The following is a 20286-nucleotide window of genomic DNA, read 5'->3' on the forward strand; positions in this document are numbered from 1 at the left end:
AAAAGGGAGAACAGGATGAAAAAAGAAAAACTGACATACAACGAGTTGTTTAAGGAGACAGCGGTGCTGACAGCGGCAGTCGCTGTGATCGCGGCGGCTGTCTATTTCTTTCTGGTGCCAAGTCAGACCTCAGTCAGCAGTATTTCTGGTCTTGGGATTGTGCTGTCCCATTTTGTGCCGCTTCCGCTGTCTGCGATTACGATGATTTTGAACCTTGTGCTTCTGGTGATCGGGTTTTTGACCTGCGGCAGAGAATTCGGCATAAAGACTGTGTATACCAGTATTATGCTGCCGTTGTTTCTGGCATTGTTTGAGAAGCTCCTGCCGGATTACACCTCCATGACCGGAAGCGCAGAGCTCGATGTGATCTGCTATGTTCTGGTCGTGAGTGTGGGACTTAGCATTTTGTTCAACAGGAATGCGTCATCCGGCGGACTTGATATTGTGGCAAAGATCATGAATAAGTATCTCCATATAGAGCTGGGCAGGGCGATGTCTCTTTCCGGTATGTGTGTGGCGCTTTCTTCTGCGCTTATTTACGATAAGAAGGCGGTCGTACTGAGTATCCTGGGCACCTACTTTAACGGTATCGTGCTGGATCATTTTATTTTTGGCCAGAATATTAAGCGCAGAGTCTGCATTATTACGAAAAAAGAAAAAGAGCTTCGCGAATTTATTCTCTATGATCTGCACAGCGGCGCTACGATCTATGAGGCGATCGGCGCGTATAATATGCAAAAGCGTAATGAGATCATTACGATCGTAGATAAGGGAGAGTATCAGAAGCTGATGAATTATATCAACAGGGAAGACCCGGAGGCATTTATCACTGTGTACACGGTTTCGGATATGCGTTACCGGCCAAAGGTATAAGGAAAACACGGATACAGTGACAAAACAGAAGAAAAAACGGGATATCGAATAACAGGAGGAGACAGAATGAGATTTGTGATACAGCGGGTGACATCGGCATCCGTTCAGGTAGACGGTCAGGTGATGGGAGCGATCGATAAGGGATTTCTGGTGCTGATCGGTGTGAGCAATTCCGACACAGAGGAGATTGCAGATAAGATGGTCAGGAAGATGACGGGGCTTCGGATATTTGAGGATGAGCATGGAAAGACGAATCTTGCGCTGTCAGATGTGGGCGGGGCACTTTTGCTGATCTCACAGTTTACCCTGTATGCAAACTGCAAAAGAGGGAATCGGCCGAGCTTTATCGAGGCAGGAGCGCCGGAGCATGCCGAGGCTCTCTACGAATATATCATTGCAGCCTGCAGGAAAAATGTTCCGGTGGTCGAGAAGGGAGTGTTTGGGGCAGATATGAAGGTCAGCCTCACAAATGACGGTCCATTTACGATCGTACTGGATTCGGAACAGCTGTAGAGCAGAGCAAAGAGAATCACAGGATTTCAAAAAGCGGATGTTTGAGGTACAGAGGACAGGAGAATATGAAAAACAGAATCAGAAGAGAAAATAATCTCGGCACGGACGATATCAGGTCGCTCGTGCCGCGTATTGCGCTGCCAGCTATGCTGGCACAGTTTGTCAGCGTATTTTACAGCATTGTGGATCGTATGTATATCGGAAATATCCCGGAGATCGGGGAGACGGCGCTTGCCGGGGTAGGGATCTGCGGTCCGATCGTCACGATGATCTCTGCCTTTGCGGCGTGGATTGGGGTCGGCGGCGCACCGCTTATGAGCATTAAAATGGGTGAAAAGAACCGGCAGGGAGCAGAGCGTATATTAGCAAACTGTTTCCTGCTTTTACTTGGCGTCTCAGTCGTGATCACAGGACTGGCGTATTTATCTGCGGACACGCTGCTTTGGTGGTTTGGGGCGACAGAGACGATCTTTCCTTATGCAAAAGCGTATATGAGCGTTTATATTTCAGGAACCGTGTTTGCGATCCTTTCTCTCGGTCTTAATCAGTTTATCACGTGCCAGGGATTTGCCGGACTGGGGATGTGCTCCGTCATATTGGGAGCTGTCTGCAATATCATTCTTGATCCGGTATTCATTTTCGGACTGGATATGGGCGTGGTCGGCGGTGCGGCGGCAACGGTTGTTTCACAGGCAGCTTCCTGCATATTTGCGCTGTGCGTACTGTTTGGAAAGCGGGTGCCAGTGCGCATCACGAGAGTCCGTTCTCTGGATGGGCGTATCTGCCGCAGAGTATTTTTGCTTGGGCTGACTCCGTTTCTGATTATTTTATTCGACAATATCCTGATCGTGATCCAGAATATTATGATCAAGCAGTTCGGCGGCAGTCAGAGCGACCTGCTGCTGACGTGCAATACGATCGTACAGAGCTTTATGCTGATGGTGACAATGCCGCTCTCCGGGATTTCTGCGGGGACGCAGTCGATCCTGGGATATAATTACGGCGCTGGAAATGGCCGCAGGATCATAGATGCAGAAAAACAGATCCTGAAGGTCGCAGTGATCTTTACGACAGTGATGTTCCTTATAGCGCAGTGCGGTGCAGGGATTTTTGCAAGGATTTTTACAGGGGAGGCGCAGTACATTGAGATGACAGAGCATTTTATTCATATTTATACGCTGGGCATTATACCGCTTGCGGTCCAGTACGTCTTTGTAGACGGACTGACAGGGATGGGGATCGCCAGGCTGGCTTTGCCGCTGTCATTTTTCAGAAAGGCTGTTTATATTACCATGGTCGTGTATCTGTCTGTGCGGTTTGGAGCTGCTGTGATGTTCTGGGCAGAGCCTGTCTCAGACGTTGTCTCTCCGATCGTCTCTACGATTGTTTTTCTGACCGCGCTTCCGAAGCTGCTGCGAAAGCGCGGGATGCAGCTTGCACAAAAAGAGGGCGCTGCAACATTCTGATCCGGCGGATCTTTGGCGTATTTTGCAGCGCCCGTTTTGTATGACAGTCAGTCTCCCACAAGCTGTATTCCAGAAATATCGGATTCAATCATCATAGAATAGTTTGTATAATAGACAACGAACCCCGGTTTGGCGCCATTTGGTTTTTTGACATGTTTTTTTTCAACATAGTCGATTTCGACCTTTTCGGCGCCTCTGTTTTTTGAGTAATGCGCTGCGAGGCGCGCCGCTTCCTCGAAGGTGCGGTCCGGAAGCTCCTCTCCTCTGGCTTTTACGATCACGTGGGAGCCGGGAGCGCCTTTTGCGTGGAACCACCAGTCGCTTCCGGAAGCGATCTTGAAGGTCAGCTCATCGTTCTGATAGTTGTTTTTTCCGACATACATATCATACCCGTCTGAGGAGAGATAGTGGAACGGGCGGGAAGTGATCTTTACCTTTTTTCCGGTATATTTGCGGCGGATATACCCGGCATCAGTCAGCTCTTCCTTTACCTGTACGAGATCCTCTTCCGAAAGGGCCATATCCATAAAGGTACAGATGGACTCGAGCTGTGCGATCTCCGCCTCAGTTTCCTGGATATGCTCTGAGAGCGCTTCAAAGGTACGCTTTAGCTTGTTATATTTATCAAAATATTTCTGCGCGTTTTCCTGAGGTGTGATCGTCTCATCGAGCGGGATAGTTAGCATTTCATTTGTGTAATAATTCAGTGCGTCCAGTTTTTTGCTGCCTGGTGCGACATTGTAGCCGTAGGTATTGATCAGCTCGCCGTAGACTCTGTATTTATCGCGTTTTTCCGTATCCTTTAGCTGTCTTTTCTGCAGATCATATTTTTTGCGGCAGCGGTCGAGCGCAGTCGTGGCGATCCGCCGCAGATCCGAAGACTTCTGACGGATGCGGGTGACCGTATTTTTCATTGTATAATACTGCTCGAGCATGGCAGAAGCGGAGTCAAAAGGAACGCATTCCATATCCTGATACATGGTAAGCGGCACAGAAGAAAACTCTACCGGAACATGCTGGCCGTCATAGATGATCGATGGTGCAAAATGCGCCCCGGCCACATCCTCCATGAGAAGTCCGAACTGGCGGTACAGATGGATCTGCGCCAGCCCCTCGATCGAGTTCGCGCTCTGAGAGGATTCAAGCGATGCGCGGTGGCAGATCTCTTCTGCGATCACGGGACTGATGCCCGTATAGGAGGAATAGAGCGCCTTTGCCAGAGGCATCGGTTTTGAAAAAACGGTGGTACAAAATTCCTCCTCGCAGGTGTGACGCGGATCGCATTTTTCCTGTGTGACGGCGATAAAGTATGGACGGCCGGGAAGCACCTCGCGCACGGAGCTCGTCTGGGCAGAGACATGCTTGATACTGTCAATGATCATCCCCTTTTCATCGCAGAAGATGAGGTTGCTGTGCTTGCCCATCAGCTCGAGAACCAGATCTTTGCGGCAGACATCGCCCATTTCATTGAAGTGCTCGATCTCAAAATGGATGATCCGTTCCAGACCGGGCTGCCAGATGCGCAGCAGCTTTCCGTTTCCGATGTGCTTGCGCAAAAGCATGCAGAAATTTGGCGCAGTCAAAGGAGACGGCTTGTTGGTCTGTGTCAGATAGATGAGCGGCAGACTTGCACCGGCAGAGAGCAGCAGACGGTGCTGCCCCTTCGGCCCTTTTAGTGTCAGGATGAGTTCGTCTGCTTCCGGCTGCGCGATCTTGCTGATGCGCGCACCGCAGATCCGTTCATTTAATTCAGAAACTATATTTGCAATGACAATTCCATCGAGTGCCATGATCATTCCTCCTAGTATAATAGCTGCCCCTATGATAGCAGATGCGAAAAGAAAAAACAATTGTCATTGACGGCTTTTCTGCAATCGTTTATAATAAATAAGATATAGACTGTGTCTGCGCAGCGGGACATATGGCCGCCGGCACACAGATGCCAAGTATGCTTTAGAGCAGGAGAGGATATAACATGATCAGTAGCATGACAGGCTTCGGACGGTGTGAAAGCCTCCGGGGCGAAAGAAAATTTACGGTTGAGATGAAGGCGGTGAACCACCGCTATTTTGACGTAAATATTAAAATGCCGAAGAAATTCAGCTTTTTCGAACCAGCGATCCGCAACGTGCTGAAATCATACATTCAGCGGGGCAAGGTAGATGTGTTCATTACATATGAGGATTTTTCTGAGGGGAATACGGCGCTCAAATATAATGAAAGCATAGCTTCAGAGTATTTAAAGTATTACCGTCAGATGGCGGAGCAGTTTGGCCTTGAGAATGACATCCGCGTATCAGCGCTGGGGCGCTGTCCGGAGGTATTTACGATGGAAGAGCAGGAGGTCGACGAAGAAGAGCTCTGGGTGATGCTGGAGGAGGCAGTCGAGGGTGCATGCCGCCAGTTTGTGCAGGAGAGGCACAGAGAGGGGGAAGCCCTCAAGGCAGATCTTCTTGACAAACTGGAAGGAATGGAAGAAAATGTAGTCCTCATAGAAAAACGCTATCCGCAGATCATAGCAGAGTATCGCAGGAAGCTGGGCGACAAGGTAAAGGAGCTTCTGGCAGATGCGCAGATAGACGAGAGCCGGCTGGCGTCCGAGGTGGTGCTCTTTGCGGACAAGATCTGTACAGACGAGGAGACTGTCCGGCTGCACAGCCATATCAGCGCGATGCGGGAAGGACTCCTTGCAGGAGGAGCAGTAGGGCGCAAGTTTGACTTTATCGCTCAGGAGATGAACCGTGAAGCGAATACGATCCTGTCAAAGGCGAATGATCTGGAGACGTCAAATATTGCGATCGAGCTGAAAACCGATATTGAGAAGGTGCGCGAACAGATCCAGAATGTGGAATAGCAGCAGGAAGCTGAGAGTGAGGAGATTATGGCAGGACTGGTAAACATTGGTTTTGGAAATTATATCAATGCCCTGAAAATGGCCGCGGTCGTAAACCCCGACGCAGCTCCGATCAAGCGCATGGTCCAAAGCGCAAGGGAAGAGCAGCGGGTGATCGATGCGACACAGGGAAGACGGACAAAGTCAGTGCTGGTGATGGAGACGGGGCAGATCGTATTATCTGCGATGCAGCCGGACACGATCGCGCGGCGTTTTGCGGCGAATGCGGCAGCGGAACAGGAATGGAAGGGAGAGGAAGTATGAACAGAAGAGGAATCCTTGTAGTGGTTTCCGGATTTTCCGGAGTCGGAAAGGGAACACTGATGAAGCGCCTGACTGAGAAATACGGACATTATGCGCTTTCTGTTTCTGCGACGACACGTGCGCCGCGTGAAAATGAGGAGGACGGGAGAGAGTATTTCTTTCGTACCAGAGAACAGTTTGAACAGCTGATCGCAGAGGGCAGACTGATCGAGTATGCCAGCTACTGCGGAAATTATTACGGTACTCCGTGTGATTATGTGGAGGATCAGATGGCACAGGGGCGTGATGTGATCCTGGAGATCGAGCTGCAGGGAGCGCTCAAGGTAAAGGAAAAATACCCGGATGCGTTACTCCTGTTCGTCATGCCGCCGGATGCGCAGACACTTGAGACGCGGCTGCGCGGAAGAGGGACGGAGCCGGAGGATGTGATCCGTGCAAGGCTTTCAAGAGCAGCGGAGGAATCACAGGGCGTAGAGCAGTATGACTACATGATCATTAATGATGACCTGGAGACAAGTGTGGAGGAGCTTTACCACCTGATCGAAAGTCAGCATTATAAAATGAGCCGGAATCTGGAATTTGTACAGCAGATCCGGGAAGAAATCAAAACGTTTGCGAAAGGAGAATAATATTATGTTACATCCATCTTATTCAGATTTAATGCAGGTAGTAAACAGCGGGGTAGAGGAAGGCGAAGAACCGGTAGTAAGCAGCCGTTACTCTATTGTTTTAGCGACAGCAAAGCGGGCGCGCCAGATCATTGCCCGTCAGTCCGGTGACAATTTAGACGTCCCGATCGTATCAAAGCCGCTCTCACAGGCGATTTCCGAGCTTAATCAGGGCAAGATCAGGATTTTGCCGGAGGAAGAGGCAGCTCAGCTGCAGGAAGCTGCAGCCGGAGAAGCTGTGCAGGAGCAGGAGCTGGCAGTACAGGAAGAGGAGACGCAGGCACAGCCGGAATGATCGGACGGCAGCAGGAAGCGGGGTGGAATCGGTGAACGAAGTAAAGCAGTTCAGCAAGAGCTACATTTTAATTTCTGCATTGTATGTTGTGCTGGGAGTGGTATTGTGTGTCTGGCCGGACACATCATTAAAGATGATCTGCTATGGCCTGGGATTTGTCATGGTAGTTCTGGGCATCACATATGGGATCATCTATTTTACGAAAGATACGCTGGCAGGCTTTTTGCAGATGGATCTTGTGATCGGTATCGTCTGTCTGGCATTCGGCGTATTTATTCTGCTTAATCCCACCTTTCTCTCAACAGTGCTCCCCTTTGCAATGGGGATCATCCTTCTGCTGGGGGCAGTGGTAAAGATCCAGAGCGCATGGAATATGCGCCGTCTGAGGTTTGAGCGATGGTACGCAGTACTGATCTGTGCGCTTGTGATCATTGTGCTGGGGATCATCCTGCTGTGCAATCCGTTTCAGAAAGAGCACGATATGGTCCTGTATATCGGCGTCTGCCTGAGCATCGACGGCGTCACCAACCTGGTGAGTCTGATCTTTATCCAGCTGCGGGTGAGAAAGCTGGCACGGATCCAGAAGGAATATCCGGGAGCGGATATGGACGAGCTGCTGGAGCAGCAGGGACAACGAAAAACGGCAGCAAAGGCAGAGGTAGTCGTGCAGGAGCCGGATAAAGAGAACAAGGAGTAATACATGAAGATACTGTTTATTTCGCTTGGGTGCGATAAGAACCTTGTGGATTCTGAGGAAATGCTCGGTCTGCTTGGCAGCCGGGGCTATACATTTACAGATGATGAGACGCAGGCGGATGTGATCGTGATCAATACGTGCTGCTTTATCAACGATGCGAAGGAGGAGAGTGTGCAGACGATCCTCGAGATGGCAGAATATAAAAAAGCGGGAAGCTGCAAAGCGCTTATCGTAACAGGCTGTATGGCACAGCGGTACCGGCAGGAGATCCTTGATGAGATAGAAGAGGTCGATATGGTGCTCGGCACAACTGCATACGATGAGATCGTATCAGCTGTAGAGGAAGCGCTCCAGGGAAAGCGGGAGGTAGAAGAAAAGCCGCTGACGTATCTGCCGGACACAGGCACCGGGCGTATGGTGACGACAGGAGGGCATTTTGCATATCTGAAGATCGCAGAGGGATGCGACAAGCACTGCACGTACTGTATCATTCCGAAGCTGCGCGGAGCATATCGCAGCGTGCCGATGGAGCGTCTCGTGGCGCAGGCAGAGGAGCTTGCCCGTCAGGGTGTAAAGGAGCTCATTTTAGTGGCGCAGGAGACAACTGTATACGGAGTCGATCTGTATGGCAGAAAGTCGTTACATCTGCTGCTAAAGAAGCTGTGCGCGATCGCAGGACTGCGGTGGATCCGTATCCTCTACTGCTATCCGGAGGAGATTTACGATGAGCTGATCGAGACGATGAAGACGGAGCCAAAGATCTGCCATTATCTGGATCTGCCGATCCAGCATGCGTCTGATCCGGTATTAAAGAGAATGGGGAGACGTACGACGCGGGAGGATCTGATACGGATCATTGGAAAGCTGCGGGAGGCAATGCCGGATATCATGCTCAGAACGACTCTGATCGCCGGTTTTCCGGGGGAAACACAGCAGCAGCATGAGGAACTGATGGACTTTATTGATGAGATAGAGTTCGACCGGCTTGGCGTGTTTCCATATTCGCAGGAGGAAGATACGCCTGCGGCGTCTATGCCGGATCAGATTGACGAGGAGACGAAGCTTACCTGGCAGGAAGAGCTGATGGAGCTGCAGCAGGAGATTGCTTTTGACCGTGCGCAGGATATGGTCGGACGCACAGTCACTGCAATGGTAGAGGGAAAAGTCGCAGACGAGAACGCATACGTCGCGCGGACGTATGGGGACGCTCCGAATGTGGACGGTCTGCTGTTTATCCATACCGATGAGACGTTGATGTCAGGCGACTTTGTGCGGGCGAAGATCACAGGAGCCGCAGAATACGATTTGATAGGAGAGATTTCAGATGAATTTACCAAATAAGCTTACCGTACTGAGAGTATGTATGGTCCCTGTATTTGTATTTCTGATGCTGTGGGACGGGCTGGGAGATAACGGCCGGTATGCAGCAGCAGTCATTTTTATCCTGGCAAGTGCAACAGACTGGTTTGACGGATATCTGGCGCGCAAGAATAATCTGGTCACGGATTTCGGAAAGTTTATGGATCCGATCGCAGATAAGCTTCTTGTCTGCTCTGCACTGATCTGTCTGGTAGAGCTGGAGGCGCTGCCGGCCTGGGTAGTGATCATTATTATCGGAAGAGAATTTATCATCAGCGGATTTCGTCTGGTGGCATCTGACAAGGGTACGGTGATCGCAGCCAGTTATTGGGGAAAGTTCAAGACGGTATCTCAGATGATCATGGTTATTTTACTGATCTTTGATTTTGGCGGGGTATTCGATACGATCAGCCAGATCATGATCTGGATCTCTTTGATCCTTACGGTGATCTCACTTGTCGATTATCTGCGTAAAAACTGGAGCGTGCTGGACGGACAGATGTAAAGCGATTGATTGGTGGTGATCAGTGATGGGAACACAAACGGCAGAAAAGAAAACGCAGGGCGGCAGCACAGCGCAGGAGCCCTCGAAGCTGCAGGAAAAGCTGGTCCGGCGGCTGCGCAGACTCGGTATGACAGTGACAGCAGTCGAGTCGTGTACCGGAGGCATGGTTGCTGCGGCGCTTACCAGTGTACCGGGCAGCTCAGGGGTTTTGGCGTGCAGCCTTGTCACGTACTGTGATGCAGCGAAGCATAAAATAGTCGGAGTAAAGAAAAAGACGCTGAAGAAATATACTGCTGTGAGCGCTCAGACTGCGAAGGAAATGGCACAGGGAGGCGCAAGATGGGCGGGAGCAGACTGCTGTGTTTCCGTGACGGGGTATGCAGGGCCGGACAGCGGGAGTGGAGAGCCCGTAGGTCTTGTGTATATCGGCTGCTGCGTAAAGGGCAGGACAAAGGTCAGGGAGTTTCATTTTGAAGGGGACCGCGCTGCGGTTCGGGAGCAGGCAGTCCGACAGGCGCTGCTTTTGCTGAAAAAGGGACTGGATCGGTACGATAAAAAAAGACAATAGAATACGGTGTATCAGGAGACAGCGTGGGTGCTGCAGCATAGCGATACCGGAAATCTGCCGGGATCTGTATGCTGCAGCATCCATTTTATGTTGCAGACAGTTCCTGCTGTTCTCCTGTCTTAATGCCGGAACTGCCTGATCAGACCGATGAGACGGTCAATGCGCTGTATTTCTTCCGGAGATTTTCCTTCCTTCATCACGCGGATAACGGCGTCTATTTCCGACTGATCAAAGCTCATATGATTTTCCTTTGTCTGTGCAGAGGCAGACATCAAAAAAGAAAGCAGCTCCTTTTGATTTTTGCCCTTTGCCTGGTCTGCCAGAGAGGTAAGCATCTGGAGCTTGGCGGGATCGATCGCTGTGAGCGCCGGATTCTTTGTCCATGAATGGTCATTCATATGTCCTCCTTGCTGGAGCATCAAAATAATGCAGAGGGATCAGCGCCGGATTGTGCAAAGATCGAGTAGAGCTCCAGTGTAGAGAGAAGCTGAATACACTGATCGATCATTTCTCCCTCGCTTTCATCACAGTAGCTGCGCATGTCGGTCAGCATATCAATCATACCGGGAGAGTCGGCGCCGGTATTGCAGGCCTGCACACAGTTTCCGGTATGCTCGTAAAAACGGAGGATATTCTGCATCTCCAGCACTTTGATAAACAGGGAAACCATTTTTTGGCTGGAAGAGTCAATGTATGGGATTGCGGCCTTTAAAAGCTGCAGATGATTCTGATTGGCAATCTGATCCAATGCAGTTAACATGGTTGCTCCGAATCTTTTTTGTTTCTATATCTATGAGGTGCAGGACAGAAATATGACTTTTGAATATGCTAGTAATATAGTGTGTAAGCGGCAGGGATGCAGCGGCAGCTCTGTCGATTGTCCAAACGGAAAGGAGCGTATCATGGCGACAAGGACGGTAAGGGAAGGAAATGCGTTTTATGAGATAGATGAGGACTGCAGGAGGCGGCAGGAGGGACGCCTGAAAGAGAGAAAAGAGAGAACGGAGGATACAGAGAAAAAAGAGTGGAAGAAGGAGAGGGAACAGGAGACATAAAAGAGGCGGTGCTTTTCGCACCGCCCTTTTTTGGGAACATTAGCAGCCGCAGTTATTGTTGCCAAGGAAGCAGCTGTTTCCGCTGCCGCCGCAGCAGAACAGCAGGATGAGGAGGAGCAGACAGCAGTCATTTCCACCGCCGTTGCCGCACATAAAGCCGTTGTTTCCATTGCCGCAGATTGCGAAGAGAATCAGGAGCGTGCAAAGAGAGATTCCTCCGTTTCCTTCATTCTGACATCCACATCCGCAGTTAGTAGCTGTTAAATCACTCATTTCGTTTTCCTCCGAAATTATCATTTACAGTGTATCATATGCATCGCCGGCGCATGTGTGACAAAAGAAAATTAAGATCGGAGAAAAGATTCATATATCCCATATACGTTCAGGATGCCGTAGCCGGATTCGCGGTTCGGGTACTGGTAGTTGGCGCTGCGCACCGCGCCTCTGTGAAAGAGGCTCTTGATCTCTCGGGGAGTAAAGTAGCGGGGGACGTCGCGGTCCAGTCCGCTTTGGGTGACGAGCGCCGTAGCGCCGGCTGCCAGAGCAGAAGCGGCACAGGAGCCGGTGACCGGAGCATAGCCTCCGCCCGGAGAGGGGGCAGTAAGGTTTACACCCGGTGAGACAAAATCAGGCTTGATCAGATTGTTACGCGTATATCCTCTTCCGGAGCTTCGGAACATGCTGCCGGAGAAGGCATCGTACGTTCCCGTAGTGATGATCGCGTCTGCCGATGACGGTATGACGAGAGTAGTATCTGTGTTGGGGGAGAAAAAGCGCACGCCCGGATCGACGAGCTCGGTGACCGGAAGCCACAGGTGGAACTGTCCGTTTACATGCGTGATATTTGTGATGCGCACACGCCAGACACCAGGAGTAGGGGTTACAAAGCGCATCAGCGCCAGCTCTGATCCGCTTAACATTTCTACAATAGAATAGATCAGATGGATCTGACTGTTCTCAAGAAGAAAATTAAATTCGTGCGCAACATTACTGCGCGGCTGTACCTGCTGGATCGTCTCGCCAAGCGGAGACGTAAAACCGATGCTGTAAAGCTCCGGCGCATCCGCCCAAAATTCCAGAGAAAATCCGGCAGTCTCTTTCTCAACGAGTATTTCGACATCGGTGTATTCACCTGCCCGGCTGATGGTCCCAAAATAGTGATGTCCCTGCCCGACCTCATTACCGGTCCCGGCGACTGCGAAGATACCGGCATTAAACTGGGCAGAGATAAGGACTTCCTCAAGCGGTGTCGTTCCGGTATGGCCGCCCTGATTTGTGCCGACCGACATGCAGATAACGAGAGGGAGACGAAGCGCGCGGGAAATACGGACCATATACCGGACACCGAGCATCAGGTCTGTTTCCTGATACGCGACGGCATCCTCCGGGATGACAAAGTAGTCGCGCAGATAGCGCTTGGCAGGTTTGAGCTTGACTGCGATGATTCGGCTGTCGGGCGCTGCACCGATAAAATCAGACCCGGGGTCCGGGCTTCCGCAGGCGATCCCTGCGATGGACGTTCCGTGTCCGTCCTCATCGCGGTGAGGTACGGTATTGAGGGGAGCGCCGGAAAACAGAGCTGCATTTAGCTGTTCCTGCGTAAATTCTGTCCCATACGTAAGATCAGACGGGGCGGGACCGTCTGGCAGGGTCTGATCCCAGATACGCAGGATCCTTGTCGTACCGTCAGGATTGCGGAAGGCGGGATGCGTATAATCAATCCCGGAGTCGAGAAAACCGATCAGAACGCCTTTTCCGGTCAGATTCAGAAAGGGCTGGTTTTGTACGGCCAGGATTCCGGCAGTTTCGAGGCTGACTGTGTCGATCGGAGTGAAAAGCTTTGGGACAGCGGGATAACCGATCTGCTCTACTGTCGCGAGCTGAAGAGAGAGGGGAGCGTGCAGGATACTGTACTGCGTATCAACGATCTGCGGGGCATACTGATTTAACTCGGCAAGAAGTATCTCGGGAGTCTGTTGATACCGGATAATAATATCCGAATACTCCTGCGAGACTGCGGGAGGGACGGAAGGGGACTGACTGGAGCGGATCTCCTTTTTTTGCTGCATAGGTAGTGCTCCTGTAAGATTTTTAAACAGAATATGATGTGAAAAGGCAGAACATGTGTCAAACAGGCATCTGAAAGAAGTCCGGGCGCGCACATCAGCTTTGCTGATGTACGTGCTTTTTGAGTGCTTCAAAGCTTTCACGGCTCAGTACATGCTCGATTTTACAGGCGTCCTCAGATGCGATCGCCGGATCTACGCCAAGCTGTGTCAGCCACTGGCTCAGAAACTGGTGACGCTCATAAATATCCTCCGCGATCGCGCGGCCGGAGGGGGTCAGTGTGATGAAGCCGGAATCAGAAACCGTGATATGCTTCTTCTCACGCAGATTTTTCATGGCGATACTGACACTTGGTTTTTTAAAGCCGAGCTCTGTGGCGATGTCGACCGAACGCACGACAGGAAGCCGACGGCTGAGGACCAGTATGGTTTCAAGATAATTTTCAGCAGATTCATTCATATGCATAGCAGATACCTCGTATGTTGATTCATGTGTGGATGAAAAATGCGACATTCACCGTTTGCTGTGCTTTGGCGCATGCCCTGCCATCATTATAGCATAAAAAATGGGGAATTGGGGAAATAGTGGTTCACATTATGATAAATTATTTCGAAAAAAGTTATTGACTTCTAATTAAAGTTAGTTTATACTAACGAAAGAAAAGAAAAACAATCATACCGAAAAGGAGGATATGATGATGCCGCTGGTAATGGCAACCCCGGGTGAAACATTTACGATACGAAAAATATCAGGGAAGGATGAGGTGCGTCAGCATCTGGCAGGTCTGGGATTTGTAGTGGACAGTGAAGTGACAGTGATCAGCCGGATCGCCGGAAACATGATCGTGCAGGTCAGGGACAGCCGGATCGCTCTGGATCAGAGCATGGCAGGACGCATTATGGTGTAAGGAGGAGCTAAATGAAAACATTAAAGGACGCAGCAGTAGGCAGCAATGTGACAGTGGCGAAGCTTCACGGCGAGGGTCCGACAAGACGCAGGATCATGGACATGGGGATCACAAAAGGGACGCAGATATATGTCAGGAAGGTAGCTCCGCTGGGAGATCCGATGGAGCTTAATGTCCGCGGCTATGAGCTGTCTGTGCGCAAAAGTGACGCGCAGATGATCGAGGTGTTGTAGGAGCGCGCAGGGAAAGAGAAGAACCTGGGCAGACGAAAGAGGAGAAATGTATCATGAGTATCAGAATTGCTTTAGCAGGAAACCCCAACTGTGGAAAGACGACTTTATTTAATGCGCTGACAGGAGCGAACCAGTATGTGGGCAACTGGCCGGGAGTCACGGTTGAGAAAAAAGAAGGAAAATTAAAAGGAGACAGAGATATTATCATACAGGATCTTCCCGGTATTTATTCGCTGTCTCCGTATACGCTGGAAGAAGTGGTCGCGCGCGATTATCTGGTAAAGGAGCAGCCGGATGTGATCCTGAACATTGTGGACGGGACCAATATCGAGAGAAATCTTTATCTGACAACGCAGCTGATCGAGCTGGGGCTTCCGGTAGTGGTTGCTGTCAATATGATTGATCTTGTAAGAAAAAACGGTGATACGATAGACCTGAAAAAGCTTGGCGCTGCGCTTGGCTGCGAGGTCGTGGAGATGAGCGCGTTAAAGGGCGAGGGCGGCATGGAGGCGGCGCGAAAAGCAGTTGCGCTTGCCGGTGATCACAGACAGACGGAGCCTTTGCACGTATTTACGGGCAGTGTCGAGCATGCGCTGGCACATATTGAGGAATCAATCGCGCAGATGGTCAAGCCGGAGTACCTGCGCTGGTATGCGATCAAAATCTTTGAACGCGATACAAGGATCTTAGAGGAGCTGGCGCTTGATGCGAAGCTGTCGGAGCATCTGGAGGAACATATTGCGGACTGTGAGCGGGAGCTTGACGATGATGCGGAGAGTATCATCACAAATCAGCGCTATGCCTATATTAGTGATGTCGTCTCCAGGGCAGTAAGAAAAAAAGCGCCCCGGGGGAGTCTTACGGTATCAGACAGGATTGACCGGATCGTAACGAACCGTATTCTGGCACTTCCGGTGTTTGCAGCGGTTATGCTTTTTATTTATTCCGTAGCAATGGGGAGCCTGCCGTTTTCGCTGGGAACAATAGGAACGGACTGGGCAAATGATGTACTGTTTGGAGAACTGGTTCCGGGGGCAGTAGATACAGCGCTGGCTGCGGTTGGCGCAGGGCAGGATGCCTGGGTATATGGTCTGATACAGGACGGGATCGTGGCAGGTGTTGGCGCAGTCCTTGGCTTTGTTCCGCAGATTCTGGTGCTTTGCTTTTTACTGGCGCTTTTGGAGGATGTGGGGTACATGGCGCGTATTGCGTTTGTTATGGACCGTCTGTTCCGCCGGTTCGGACTTTCCGGAAAGAGCTTTATTCCGCTGCTCGTAGCGACTGGCTGTGGTGTTCCGGGTATCATGGCGTCACGTACGATCGAACAGGACCGTGACCGCAAGATGACGATCATGACAACAGGATTTATCCCGTGCGGCGCCAAGCTTCCGATCATCGGACTGTTTGCCGGGGCAGTGTTTGGAGGCTCACCGTGGGTTGCGGCTTCTGCATTTTTTATCGGTATTGCGGCAGTGATCCTCTCTGGCATCATGCTCAAAAAATGTAAGGCGTTTGCAGGAGAGCCCGCCCCATTTGTTATGGAGCTTCCGGCATATCATGCACCATCTATCGGCAACGCGCTGCGTTCGACCTGGGAGAGGGGCTGGTCCTTCATCCGGCGCGCAGGTACGGTAGTTTTGATCTCCTCTGTTATTTTATGGTTTTTGCAGAGCTACGGCTTTGTGGACGGGGTATTTCAGGCAGTGGAGGATAATAATCACTCGTTGCTGGCTGCGATCGGAAATGCGGTGGCATGGATCTTCTATCCGCTTGGATGGATGGGAAATATGGCATGGAAGGCAACGGTCGCTACGTTTACCGGTCTGATTGCGAAGGAAGAGGTCGTCAACACGTTTGGCGTACTGTATAATTATGCCGGAGACATTGATCTGATGGAGGACTCCAGTCCGATCTGGGCGATGGTAGCAGCTGATTTTAATCCGTTTACCACGTATTCATTTATGATCTTTAATCTGCTGTGCGCTCCCTGCTTTGCTGCGATGGGCGCCATAAAAAGAGAAATGAACAATCCAAAGTGGACAATTGGAGCGATCGGGTATATGTGCGGATTTGCGTATGCGGTCTCCATGATCGTGTATCAGATCGGCGGTCTGATCGCAGGTGTGGCGCCATTTACGATCTGGACGGTAGTGGCAGCAGTGCTGCTGGCTGTGTTTTTATACCTGCTTTTGCGAAAGGGAGCAAAGCCGGATCCGCAGCTCCATTCGCTTACCTCAGTGGCGGCAGCTCAGACTCCGGCAGTATCGTGCGCTTCTGCCATGGGCTGTGCGGGTTGTGCAGGCTGCGGCAGACACAAAAAACAGAAATAATTTTGAAAACAAAATGGCGGGAGTTTACTGCGTAACAGCAGATGCCTGGATTCAGGGATGTAAGCGGACATTTTATGCATTGAGTAATGAAAATGTTTCTGAATAGTGGTAAAAAGGCAATATAAACTGAATTTTTATAAAAAATTAAGGGTGAAAAGCAGATTAGAGATAAGGCTTTTCACCCTTTTGCATGTGTTTGAGTTGCGAAAAAATACATAGAAATGATTTCGAAAAGAAATCGGAACTATTTTGGCAATCTGAAAAAAAGTCTGTCCAAGAAAGCTATTTGTATGGTATCATAGATGCCAGAATAACTCCTTTCTAGGATGTATGGTTTATAAAATGATCTCGATTCGTATGAAGTATCATCTGTCACTGTCTTTTATTTAGCCACAGCCAGACTTTTCCGCCAATGGAAGTATTTTCAATGAAAAGGTAACCACCGTGTTTTTGTGCTATCTGGGATGCAAAATAAAGTCCCATACCCATATGCCCATTTTGGGGACGGCTGCTGTCTTCTGTGTAGAAGGTTTTTCCGGCTTTTATCAGTGCCTCCCGGGAAAATCCGGGGCCGCTGTCCTGAATCCAAAAACCTATCTGTTTTTCCTGTAATTCCACGCCTAATTCTATTGGTTTGTCAGCTGGTGTAAAGCGCACCGCATTGCTGAGCAGATTCTCCATTGCACGCAGCACGTCACTTTTTCCAATCTCCAGGATTTCATCCGGGAGGGAAGCAGGCAGAGGTGCAATAAATTTGTGCCCTTTTATTGCCGACAGATCACGCCCTTTCTGGATAAAGGCATCTAAGAGTTCACAGACGGAAATTTGCTCTTTATTTGATTCCAATACATCCTCTGCTGTGACCTCACGCAGACGTTTCACATAATCTTTTGCATGACCTGCATTGCGCAGAATAGTCTGAGCCAATGCTTTTTGCGGCGGTGTCAGATCGTCCTCTGTAAGCAGCTCCGCGTTTCCGCCAATTACAGTAAGGGGTGTTTTGAGATCATGAGCAAGAGAGGCAAGCGTCTCATTCTTGCGCTGTTCTGCAGCCCACTGTTCCTTTAAAGAGTGAGATAATTCCTGACGAAGCGTATCAATGGCTGTAAGGGCTGCCTGAAGCTCTTTTACACGGATCTCATCCTGCAAAGGCATGTCTAATTTCTGATTCCGCACCATTTCACAGGCATTTGTAATCACATCGGTATCTTTGCGCAGGATTTTTGTATAGTGTCCGGTGCGCAAGACTGCCAGCAACAAAAGCAGAATAAACAACAGCCCGATATAAGCAGTTTGAAAATCGGGCAGGATGTCCTGCAAATCCGGATCGGCATAGCAGACAGAGTAATCATATTCCAGCATAACCGTCTGTCCGTTTTTCAGGGGGACCAGATGAAAGTACTGAGAATAAAACCATCCATGAGGGGAAGAGTCTCCGGATAGCTCTGCGTAAGCATATTTAAGCTGTTTCTGATTCATGCTGCTTTCTATGATTTTTTCATCTTCTGCCAATGCCCATTCATAGTAATGAGGAATTTCTTCTGGATCAAATGCTGTCTGTGCCTGCAGCGCCTGTTCTGTCTGGGGCAGATTTCTGACTGCAGTATAGGCTGACAGGACAAATCCCATATTCGCAAGGATATTGAACAGGATGAGCCATATCAGGCAAAGGGCTGCCATGAGGCCCCCTGTAGTAAGAAAATATCGCCAGAAAAGTGTGTTTAACCGAATTCCTTTTCGTTTTCTTTTTAAGTTTGTTCTCGTCTCCATTTATATCCAACTCCCCATACAGTTTCAATGGGCTCGCTGCCGACCGCACGCAATTTTGCACGGATATTTTTGATGTGCTCGGTAATCGCAGAGTCATCGGCTGTGCCGTCGAAGCCAAATACTGTCTCATAAATCTGTTCTTTGGAAAAGGTTTGACCGGCGTGGGTTGCTAAATGTTCACAAATCGCATATTCACTGCGAGTCAATTTAATCGGTGTGCCAGCATGATAAATGAGCTTTTCACCCAGATCAAAATCCAGCTGGCCTCTCCGGATCTTGCTGTGAGGCGTGCGGCCTTCCCGTCTGAGATGGGCATTTACGCGGGCCCGGAGCTCTGTGATACGAAAAGGCTTCATCAGATAATCGTCTCCGCCCAGTCCAAGACCGCGGATAATATCGGCTTCTTCGTTTTTTGCAGTAAGAAATAAAATCGGGCAGTCGACGATGGAGCGGATACGCCGGCAGGTGGAAAAACCGTCCTCACCGGGCATCATGACATCCAGTAAAATGCAGTCTGCCCACTTACAATGCGCATCTGTTATCTGACTTCCAGATGCGGCAGTATGGACTATATGACCGTCGCGTTCCAGCGCAGTAGTTAAAAGATGACGCACATCGGCATCATCATCAACTGCTAAAATATTTGCCATAAAAGAACCTCCCTGTTATCCGGAAACCGCCATAAGGAACCAGGATAACGCATACAAAATGTAAATATGGGCCGGATAGAAGGCATAAAAGAATTTTCCGTATCCGGCACCGCGCTTCCCATTATAGCACAGGAGAAGAGGCGCTGCAAAGATGGCTCCCAGCCATTCGCAGTACGTAGTAAACATCTGAGAAAATGTAAAGTCCGGAAAAGTTCTTACCTGAAGGTATACAAGTACAAAATGCCATGCGAAATTAAGGATGACCATAGCTGCTATCTGGATTTTGCGATTCTTATGGGTCAGATACAGAAGAATTCCGGTCAATAAAACAGGAAGCGTTATATCTCCGGAAATATTGATCATCGGAAGAATTGTATAACCAAGGACGCCGATCACCGTAGCACATGTGGCATTTATACTGCTTAATGTTACTGCCAGGAACGGCCATGCCAGAAGCGCAAGTAAGATGCTGCAGCCGGCCGCGATTTTTTTCAGTTTTCTGCTTGCGATCCATTCAAACGATTGGAAACACAGGATTAAAAGAACAAACGAGGACATCATGGCATTTTGCGGATAAAATCCATCCGGGCGTACAAAAAAACCTCCAAATCGCATGAAAAACAGAAGCAATCCCATGGGAACGGATATGCAAAGCATTTTGCCAAGATATTTTTTACGGCTTTTGGTATGTATAAAGCCTTCCACCAGACAAAAAAGAAACAGAGGAGCTGCCAGACGTCCGACCAGTCCAAACCACCATGGAATGGTATTTGTATATCCGAAGAAATAGTAGATATGATCCATCAGCATGGAAATCAGGGCAATGAATTTAATTCCTGTTCCTGTGATCCCGCGATGTGCAGCGGGCAATGGTGTTTTTGCTGTAGAAATACGGTTGCTATTCATAAAAACCTCCTTAATATGCGGCATTTTAATGAGCCGCTCTTGCTTATAGGCTCATGATAAAACATGATTCTAAGGATTTTATAAGGGAAATTATGAATATGGGTAATCATTGAAGCTGATCCTACAATACAGGGGAAACCCTTAGAGTATAATTATCATTGGCAAAAAGTAAAAAAATAAAGGAAGAGGCCGAAACCTCTTCCCAATCATACAGATTTGTCTTATTGTTTAATTGTCCAGAAAAAACATAAGGAGTCTGTATGATGA

The 20286-nt window shown here is 49.6% G+C and carries 24 protein-coding genes; 15 read left to right on the plus strand and 9 right to left on the minus strand.

All coding sequences use genetic code 11. The annotated features are described in order from the left end of the window. Window positions 1-15 precede the first annotated feature (15 nt). From QOX44_RS10140 to QOX44_RS10150, 3 genes are all read left to right on the plus strand, one after another. Window positions 16-873, plus strand: a complete 858-nt coding sequence (locus QOX44_RS10140; protein ID WP_283683010.1) for a YitT family protein — start codon at window positions 16-18, stop codon at window positions 871-873. Between the two features lie 66 nt (window positions 874-939). Further along, window positions 940-1386, plus strand: a complete 447-nt coding sequence (gene dtd / locus QOX44_RS10145) for a D-aminoacyl-tRNA deacylase (protein ID WP_283683011.1) — start codon at window positions 940-942, stop codon at window positions 1384-1386. A 77-nt stretch (window positions 1387-1463) separates the two neighbouring features. Then, window positions 1464-2852, plus strand: coding sequence for an MATE family efflux transporter (locus QOX44_RS10150; protein WP_283683038.1), 1389 nt, complete (start codon window positions 1464-1466; stop codon window positions 2850-2852). A gap of 47 nt (window positions 2853-2899) precedes the next feature. Here QOX44_RS10150 and QOX44_RS10155 read toward each other — a convergent pair whose 3' ends face one another. Beyond that, window positions 2900-4642 carry an Rqc2 family fibronectin-binding protein gene (locus QOX44_RS10155; RefSeq protein WP_283683013.1) on the minus strand — a complete coding sequence of 581 codons (1743 nt, stop codon included), beginning with the start codon at window positions 4640-4642 and terminating at the stop codon, window positions 2900-2902. A gap of 185 nt (window positions 4643-4827) precedes the next feature. Here QOX44_RS10155 and QOX44_RS10160 point away from each other — a divergent pair, with 185 nt between their 5' ends. The 8 genes from QOX44_RS10160 to QOX44_RS10195 are packed head-to-tail and all read left to right on the plus strand — an operon-like array spanning window position 4828 to window position 10101. After that, window positions 4828-5706: a YicC/YloC family endoribonuclease gene (locus QOX44_RS10160; protein WP_283683014.1), complete on the plus strand. Its 879-nt coding sequence runs from the start codon at window positions 4828-4830 to the stop codon at window positions 5704-5706. 27 nt (window positions 5707-5733) lie between these two features. Continuing rightward, the gene (locus QOX44_RS10165; protein ID WP_283683015.1) at window positions 5734-6009 is read left to right on the plus strand and encodes a DUF370 domain-containing protein; all 276 of its coding nucleotides are present in this window, start codon (window positions 5734-5736) and stop codon (window positions 6007-6009) included. After that, entirely contained in the window at window positions 6006-6638 is a 633-nt protein-coding gene (gmk, locus tag QOX44_RS10170) for a guanylate kinase (RefSeq protein ID WP_283683016.1), read from the plus strand. Before QOX44_RS10165 ends, gmk begins: the two co-directional genes overlap by 4 nt. A 4-nt stretch (window positions 6639-6642) precedes the next feature. Next, the gene (rpoZ, locus tag QOX44_RS10175; protein ID WP_283683017.1) at window positions 6643-6972 is read left to right on the plus strand and encodes a DNA-directed RNA polymerase subunit omega; all 330 of its coding nucleotides are present in this window, start codon (window positions 6643-6645) and stop codon (window positions 6970-6972) included. A gap of 22 nt (window positions 6973-6994) precedes the next feature. Further along, on the plus strand, window positions 6995-7669 hold the full coding sequence (locus tag QOX44_RS10180) for an HdeD family acid-resistance protein (RefSeq protein WP_283683018.1): 675 nt from the start codon (window positions 6995-6997) through the stop codon (window positions 7667-7669). 3 nt (window positions 7670-7672) lie between these two features. After that, a complete protein-coding gene (rimO, locus tag QOX44_RS10185; RefSeq protein ID WP_283683019.1) occupies window positions 7673-9010 on the plus strand; it encodes a 30S ribosomal protein S12 methylthiotransferase RimO in 1338 nt (445 codons plus the stop codon). After that, on the plus strand, window positions 8994-9533 hold the full coding sequence (gene pgsA / locus QOX44_RS10190) for a CDP-diacylglycerol--glycerol-3-phosphate 3-phosphatidyltransferase (RefSeq protein WP_283683020.1): 540 nt from the start codon (window positions 8994-8996) through the stop codon (window positions 9531-9533). Before rimO ends, pgsA begins: the two co-directional genes overlap by 17 nt. A 25-nt stretch (window positions 9534-9558) precedes the next feature. Further along, complete coding sequence (locus QOX44_RS10195; RefSeq protein ID WP_283683021.1) at window positions 9559-10101, plus strand: CinA family protein; 543 nt, start codon at window positions 9559-9561, stop codon at window positions 10099-10101. A gap of 119 nt (window positions 10102-10220) precedes the next feature. Here QOX44_RS10195 and QOX44_RS10200 read toward each other — a convergent pair whose 3' ends face one another. Together QOX44_RS10200 and QOX44_RS10205 are read right to left on the minus strand one after the other, a co-directional pair. Then, on the minus strand, window positions 10221-10499 hold the full coding sequence (locus QOX44_RS10200) for a hypothetical protein (protein WP_283683023.1): 279 nt from the start codon (window positions 10497-10499) through the stop codon (window positions 10221-10223). A gap of 20 nt (window positions 10500-10519) precedes the next feature. After that, entirely contained in the window at window positions 10520-10861 is a 342-nt protein-coding gene (locus QOX44_RS10205) for a hypothetical protein (RefSeq protein ID WP_283683024.1), read from the minus strand. A 52-nt stretch (window positions 10862-10913) separates the two neighbouring features. Here QOX44_RS10205 and QOX44_RS10210 point away from each other — a divergent pair, with 52 nt between their 5' ends. Further along, window positions 10914-11156 (plus strand): hypothetical protein, encoded by a 243-nt coding sequence (locus tag QOX44_RS10210; protein WP_283683025.1) that lies wholly within the window; start codon window positions 10914-10916, stop codon window positions 11154-11156. Between the two features lie 39 nt (window positions 11157-11195). On the opposite strand, the gene QOX44_RS10215 is transcribed toward QOX44_RS10210, so the two are convergent. The 3 genes from QOX44_RS10215 to QOX44_RS10225 all read right to left on the minus strand — a co-directional run bounded on the left by QOX44_RS10215 (window position 11196) and on the right by QOX44_RS10225 (window position 13688). Further along, window positions 11196-11429, minus strand: coding sequence for a chorion class high-cysteine HCB protein 13 (locus tag QOX44_RS10215; RefSeq protein ID WP_283683026.1), 234 nt, complete (start codon window positions 11427-11429; stop codon window positions 11196-11198). Window positions 11430-11500: 71 nt separating this feature from the next. Further along, window positions 11501-13225 carry a S8 family peptidase gene (locus QOX44_RS10220; protein ID WP_283683027.1) on the minus strand — a complete coding sequence of 575 codons (1725 nt, stop codon included), beginning with the start codon at window positions 13223-13225 and terminating at the stop codon, window positions 11501-11503. A 94-nt stretch (window positions 13226-13319) separates the two neighbouring features. Then, window positions 13320-13688 (minus strand): metal-dependent transcriptional regulator, encoded by a 369-nt coding sequence (locus tag QOX44_RS10225; RefSeq protein ID WP_283683028.1) that lies wholly within the window; start codon window positions 13686-13688, stop codon window positions 13320-13322. Window positions 13689-13917: 229 nt separating this feature from the next. On the opposite strand from QOX44_RS10225, the gene QOX44_RS10230 reads away from it, so the two are divergent. Genes QOX44_RS10230 through feoB form a run of 3 tightly spaced genes read left to right on the plus strand, consistent with a single transcriptional unit; the run spans window position 13918 to window position 16693 of the window. After that, on the plus strand, window positions 13918-14130 hold the full coding sequence (locus QOX44_RS10230) for a FeoA family protein (protein ID WP_283683029.1): 213 nt from the start codon (window positions 13918-13920) through the stop codon (window positions 14128-14130). 11 nt (window positions 14131-14141) lie between these two features. Beyond that, window positions 14142-14363: a FeoA family protein gene (locus tag QOX44_RS10235; RefSeq protein ID WP_283683030.1), complete on the plus strand. Its 222-nt coding sequence runs from the start codon at window positions 14142-14144 to the stop codon at window positions 14361-14363. Between the two features lie 53 nt (window positions 14364-14416). After that, window positions 14417-16693, plus strand: coding sequence for a ferrous iron transport protein B (gene feoB, locus QOX44_RS10240; protein WP_283683031.1), 2277 nt, complete (start codon window positions 14417-14419; stop codon window positions 16691-16693). Between the two features lie 372 nt (window positions 16694-17065). Here the strand turns inward: feoB and QOX44_RS10245 are convergent, their stop codons facing one another. From QOX44_RS10245 to QOX44_RS10255, 3 genes are all read right to left on the minus strand, one after another. After that, window positions 17066-18373 (minus strand): sensor histidine kinase, encoded by a 1308-nt coding sequence (locus QOX44_RS10245; RefSeq protein ID WP_283683032.1) that lies wholly within the window; start codon window positions 18371-18373, stop codon window positions 17066-17068. Window positions 18374-18441: 68 nt separating this feature from the next. Continuing rightward, the gene (locus QOX44_RS10250; RefSeq protein ID WP_283683033.1) at window positions 18442-19113 is read right to left on the minus strand and encodes a response regulator transcription factor; all 672 of its coding nucleotides are present in this window, start codon (window positions 19111-19113) and stop codon (window positions 18442-18444) included. A 15-nt stretch (window positions 19114-19128) separates the two neighbouring features. Then, window positions 19129-20019: a TraX family protein gene (locus QOX44_RS10255; RefSeq protein ID WP_283683034.1), complete on the minus strand. Its 891-nt coding sequence runs from the start codon at window positions 20017-20019 to the stop codon at window positions 19129-19131. Window positions 20020-20286: the final 267 nt, after the last annotated feature.

The sequence above is a fragment of the Parablautia sp. Marseille-Q6255 genome (assembly GCF_951230155.1).
GTDB lineage: Bacteria > Bacillota > Clostridia > Lachnospirales > Lachnospiraceae > Choladousia.

Bases quoted from the DNA above. Each gene is read 5' to 3' on its own strand.
- rimO (WP_283683019.1), top strand. From the start codon at position 7,673: ATGAAGATACTGTTTATTTCGCTTGGGTGCGATAAGAACCTTGTGGAT.
- feoB (WP_283683031.1), top strand. From the start codon at position 14,417: ATGAGTATCAGAATTGCTTTAGCAGGAAACCCCAACTGTGGAAAGACG.
- QOX44_RS10245 (WP_283683032.1), bottom strand. From the start codon at position 18,373: ATGGCAGCCCTTTGCCTGATATGGCTCATCCTGTTCAATATCCTTGCG.
- QOX44_RS10165 (WP_283683015.1), top strand. From the start codon at position 5,734: ATGGCAGGACTGGTAAACATTGGTTTTGGAAATTATATCAATGCCCTG.
- QOX44_RS10200 (WP_283683023.1), bottom strand. From the start codon at position 10,499: ATGAATGACCATTCATGGACAAAGAATCCGGCGCTCACAGCGATCGAT.
- QOX44_RS10195 (WP_283683021.1), top strand. From the start codon at position 9,559: ATGGGAACACAAACGGCAGAAAAGAAAACGCAGGGCGGCAGCACAGCG.
- rpoZ (WP_283683017.1), top strand. From the start codon at position 6,643: ATGTTACATCCATCTTATTCAGATTTAATGCAGGTAGTAAACAGCGGG.
- QOX44_RS10235 (WP_283683030.1), top strand. From the start codon at position 14,142: ATGAAAACATTAAAGGACGCAGCAGTAGGCAGCAATGTGACAGTGGCG.
- QOX44_RS10140 (WP_283683010.1), top strand. From the start codon at position 16: ATGAAAAAAGAAAAACTGACATACAACGAGTTGTTTAAGGAGACAGCG.
- QOX44_RS10215 (WP_283683026.1), bottom strand. From the start codon at position 11,429: ATGAGTGATTTAACAGCTACTAACTGCGGATGTGGATGTCAGAATGAA.
- QOX44_RS10155 (WP_283683013.1), bottom strand. From the start codon at position 4,642: ATGGCACTCGATGGAATTGTCATTGCAAATATAGTTTCTGAATTAAAT.
- QOX44_RS10205 (WP_283683024.1), bottom strand. From the start codon at position 10,861: ATGTTAACTGCATTGGATCAGATTGCCAATCAGAATCATCTGCAGCTT.
- QOX44_RS10160 (WP_283683014.1), top strand. From the start codon at position 4,828: ATGATCAGTAGCATGACAGGCTTCGGACGGTGTGAAAGCCTCCGGGGC.
- QOX44_RS10230 (WP_283683029.1), top strand. From the start codon at position 13,918: ATGATGCCGCTGGTAATGGCAACCCCGGGTGAAACATTTACGATACGA.
- QOX44_RS10220 (WP_283683027.1), bottom strand. From the start codon at position 13,225: ATGCAGCAAAAAAAGGAGATCCGCTCCAGTCAGTCCCCTTCCGTCCCT.
- QOX44_RS10225 (WP_283683028.1), bottom strand. From the start codon at position 13,688: ATGCATATGAATGAATCTGCTGAAAATTATCTTGAAACCATACTGGTC.
- QOX44_RS10250 (WP_283683033.1), bottom strand. From the start codon at position 19,113: ATGGCAAATATTTTAGCAGTTGATGATGATGCCGATGTGCGTCATCTT.
- pgsA (WP_283683020.1), top strand. From the start codon at position 8,994: ATGAATTTACCAAATAAGCTTACCGTACTGAGAGTATGTATGGTCCCT.
- QOX44_RS10255 (WP_283683034.1), bottom strand. From the start codon at position 20,019: ATGAATAGCAACCGTATTTCTACAGCAAAAACACCATTGCCCGCTGCA.
- gmk (WP_283683016.1), top strand. From the start codon at position 6,006: ATGAACAGAAGAGGAATCCTTGTAGTGGTTTCCGGATTTTCCGGAGTC.
- dtd (WP_283683011.1), top strand. From the start codon at position 940: ATGAGATTTGTGATACAGCGGGTGACATCGGCATCCGTTCAGGTAGAC.
- QOX44_RS10210 (WP_283683025.1), top strand. From the start codon at position 10,914: ATGACTTTTGAATATGCTAGTAATATAGTGTGTAAGCGGCAGGGATGC.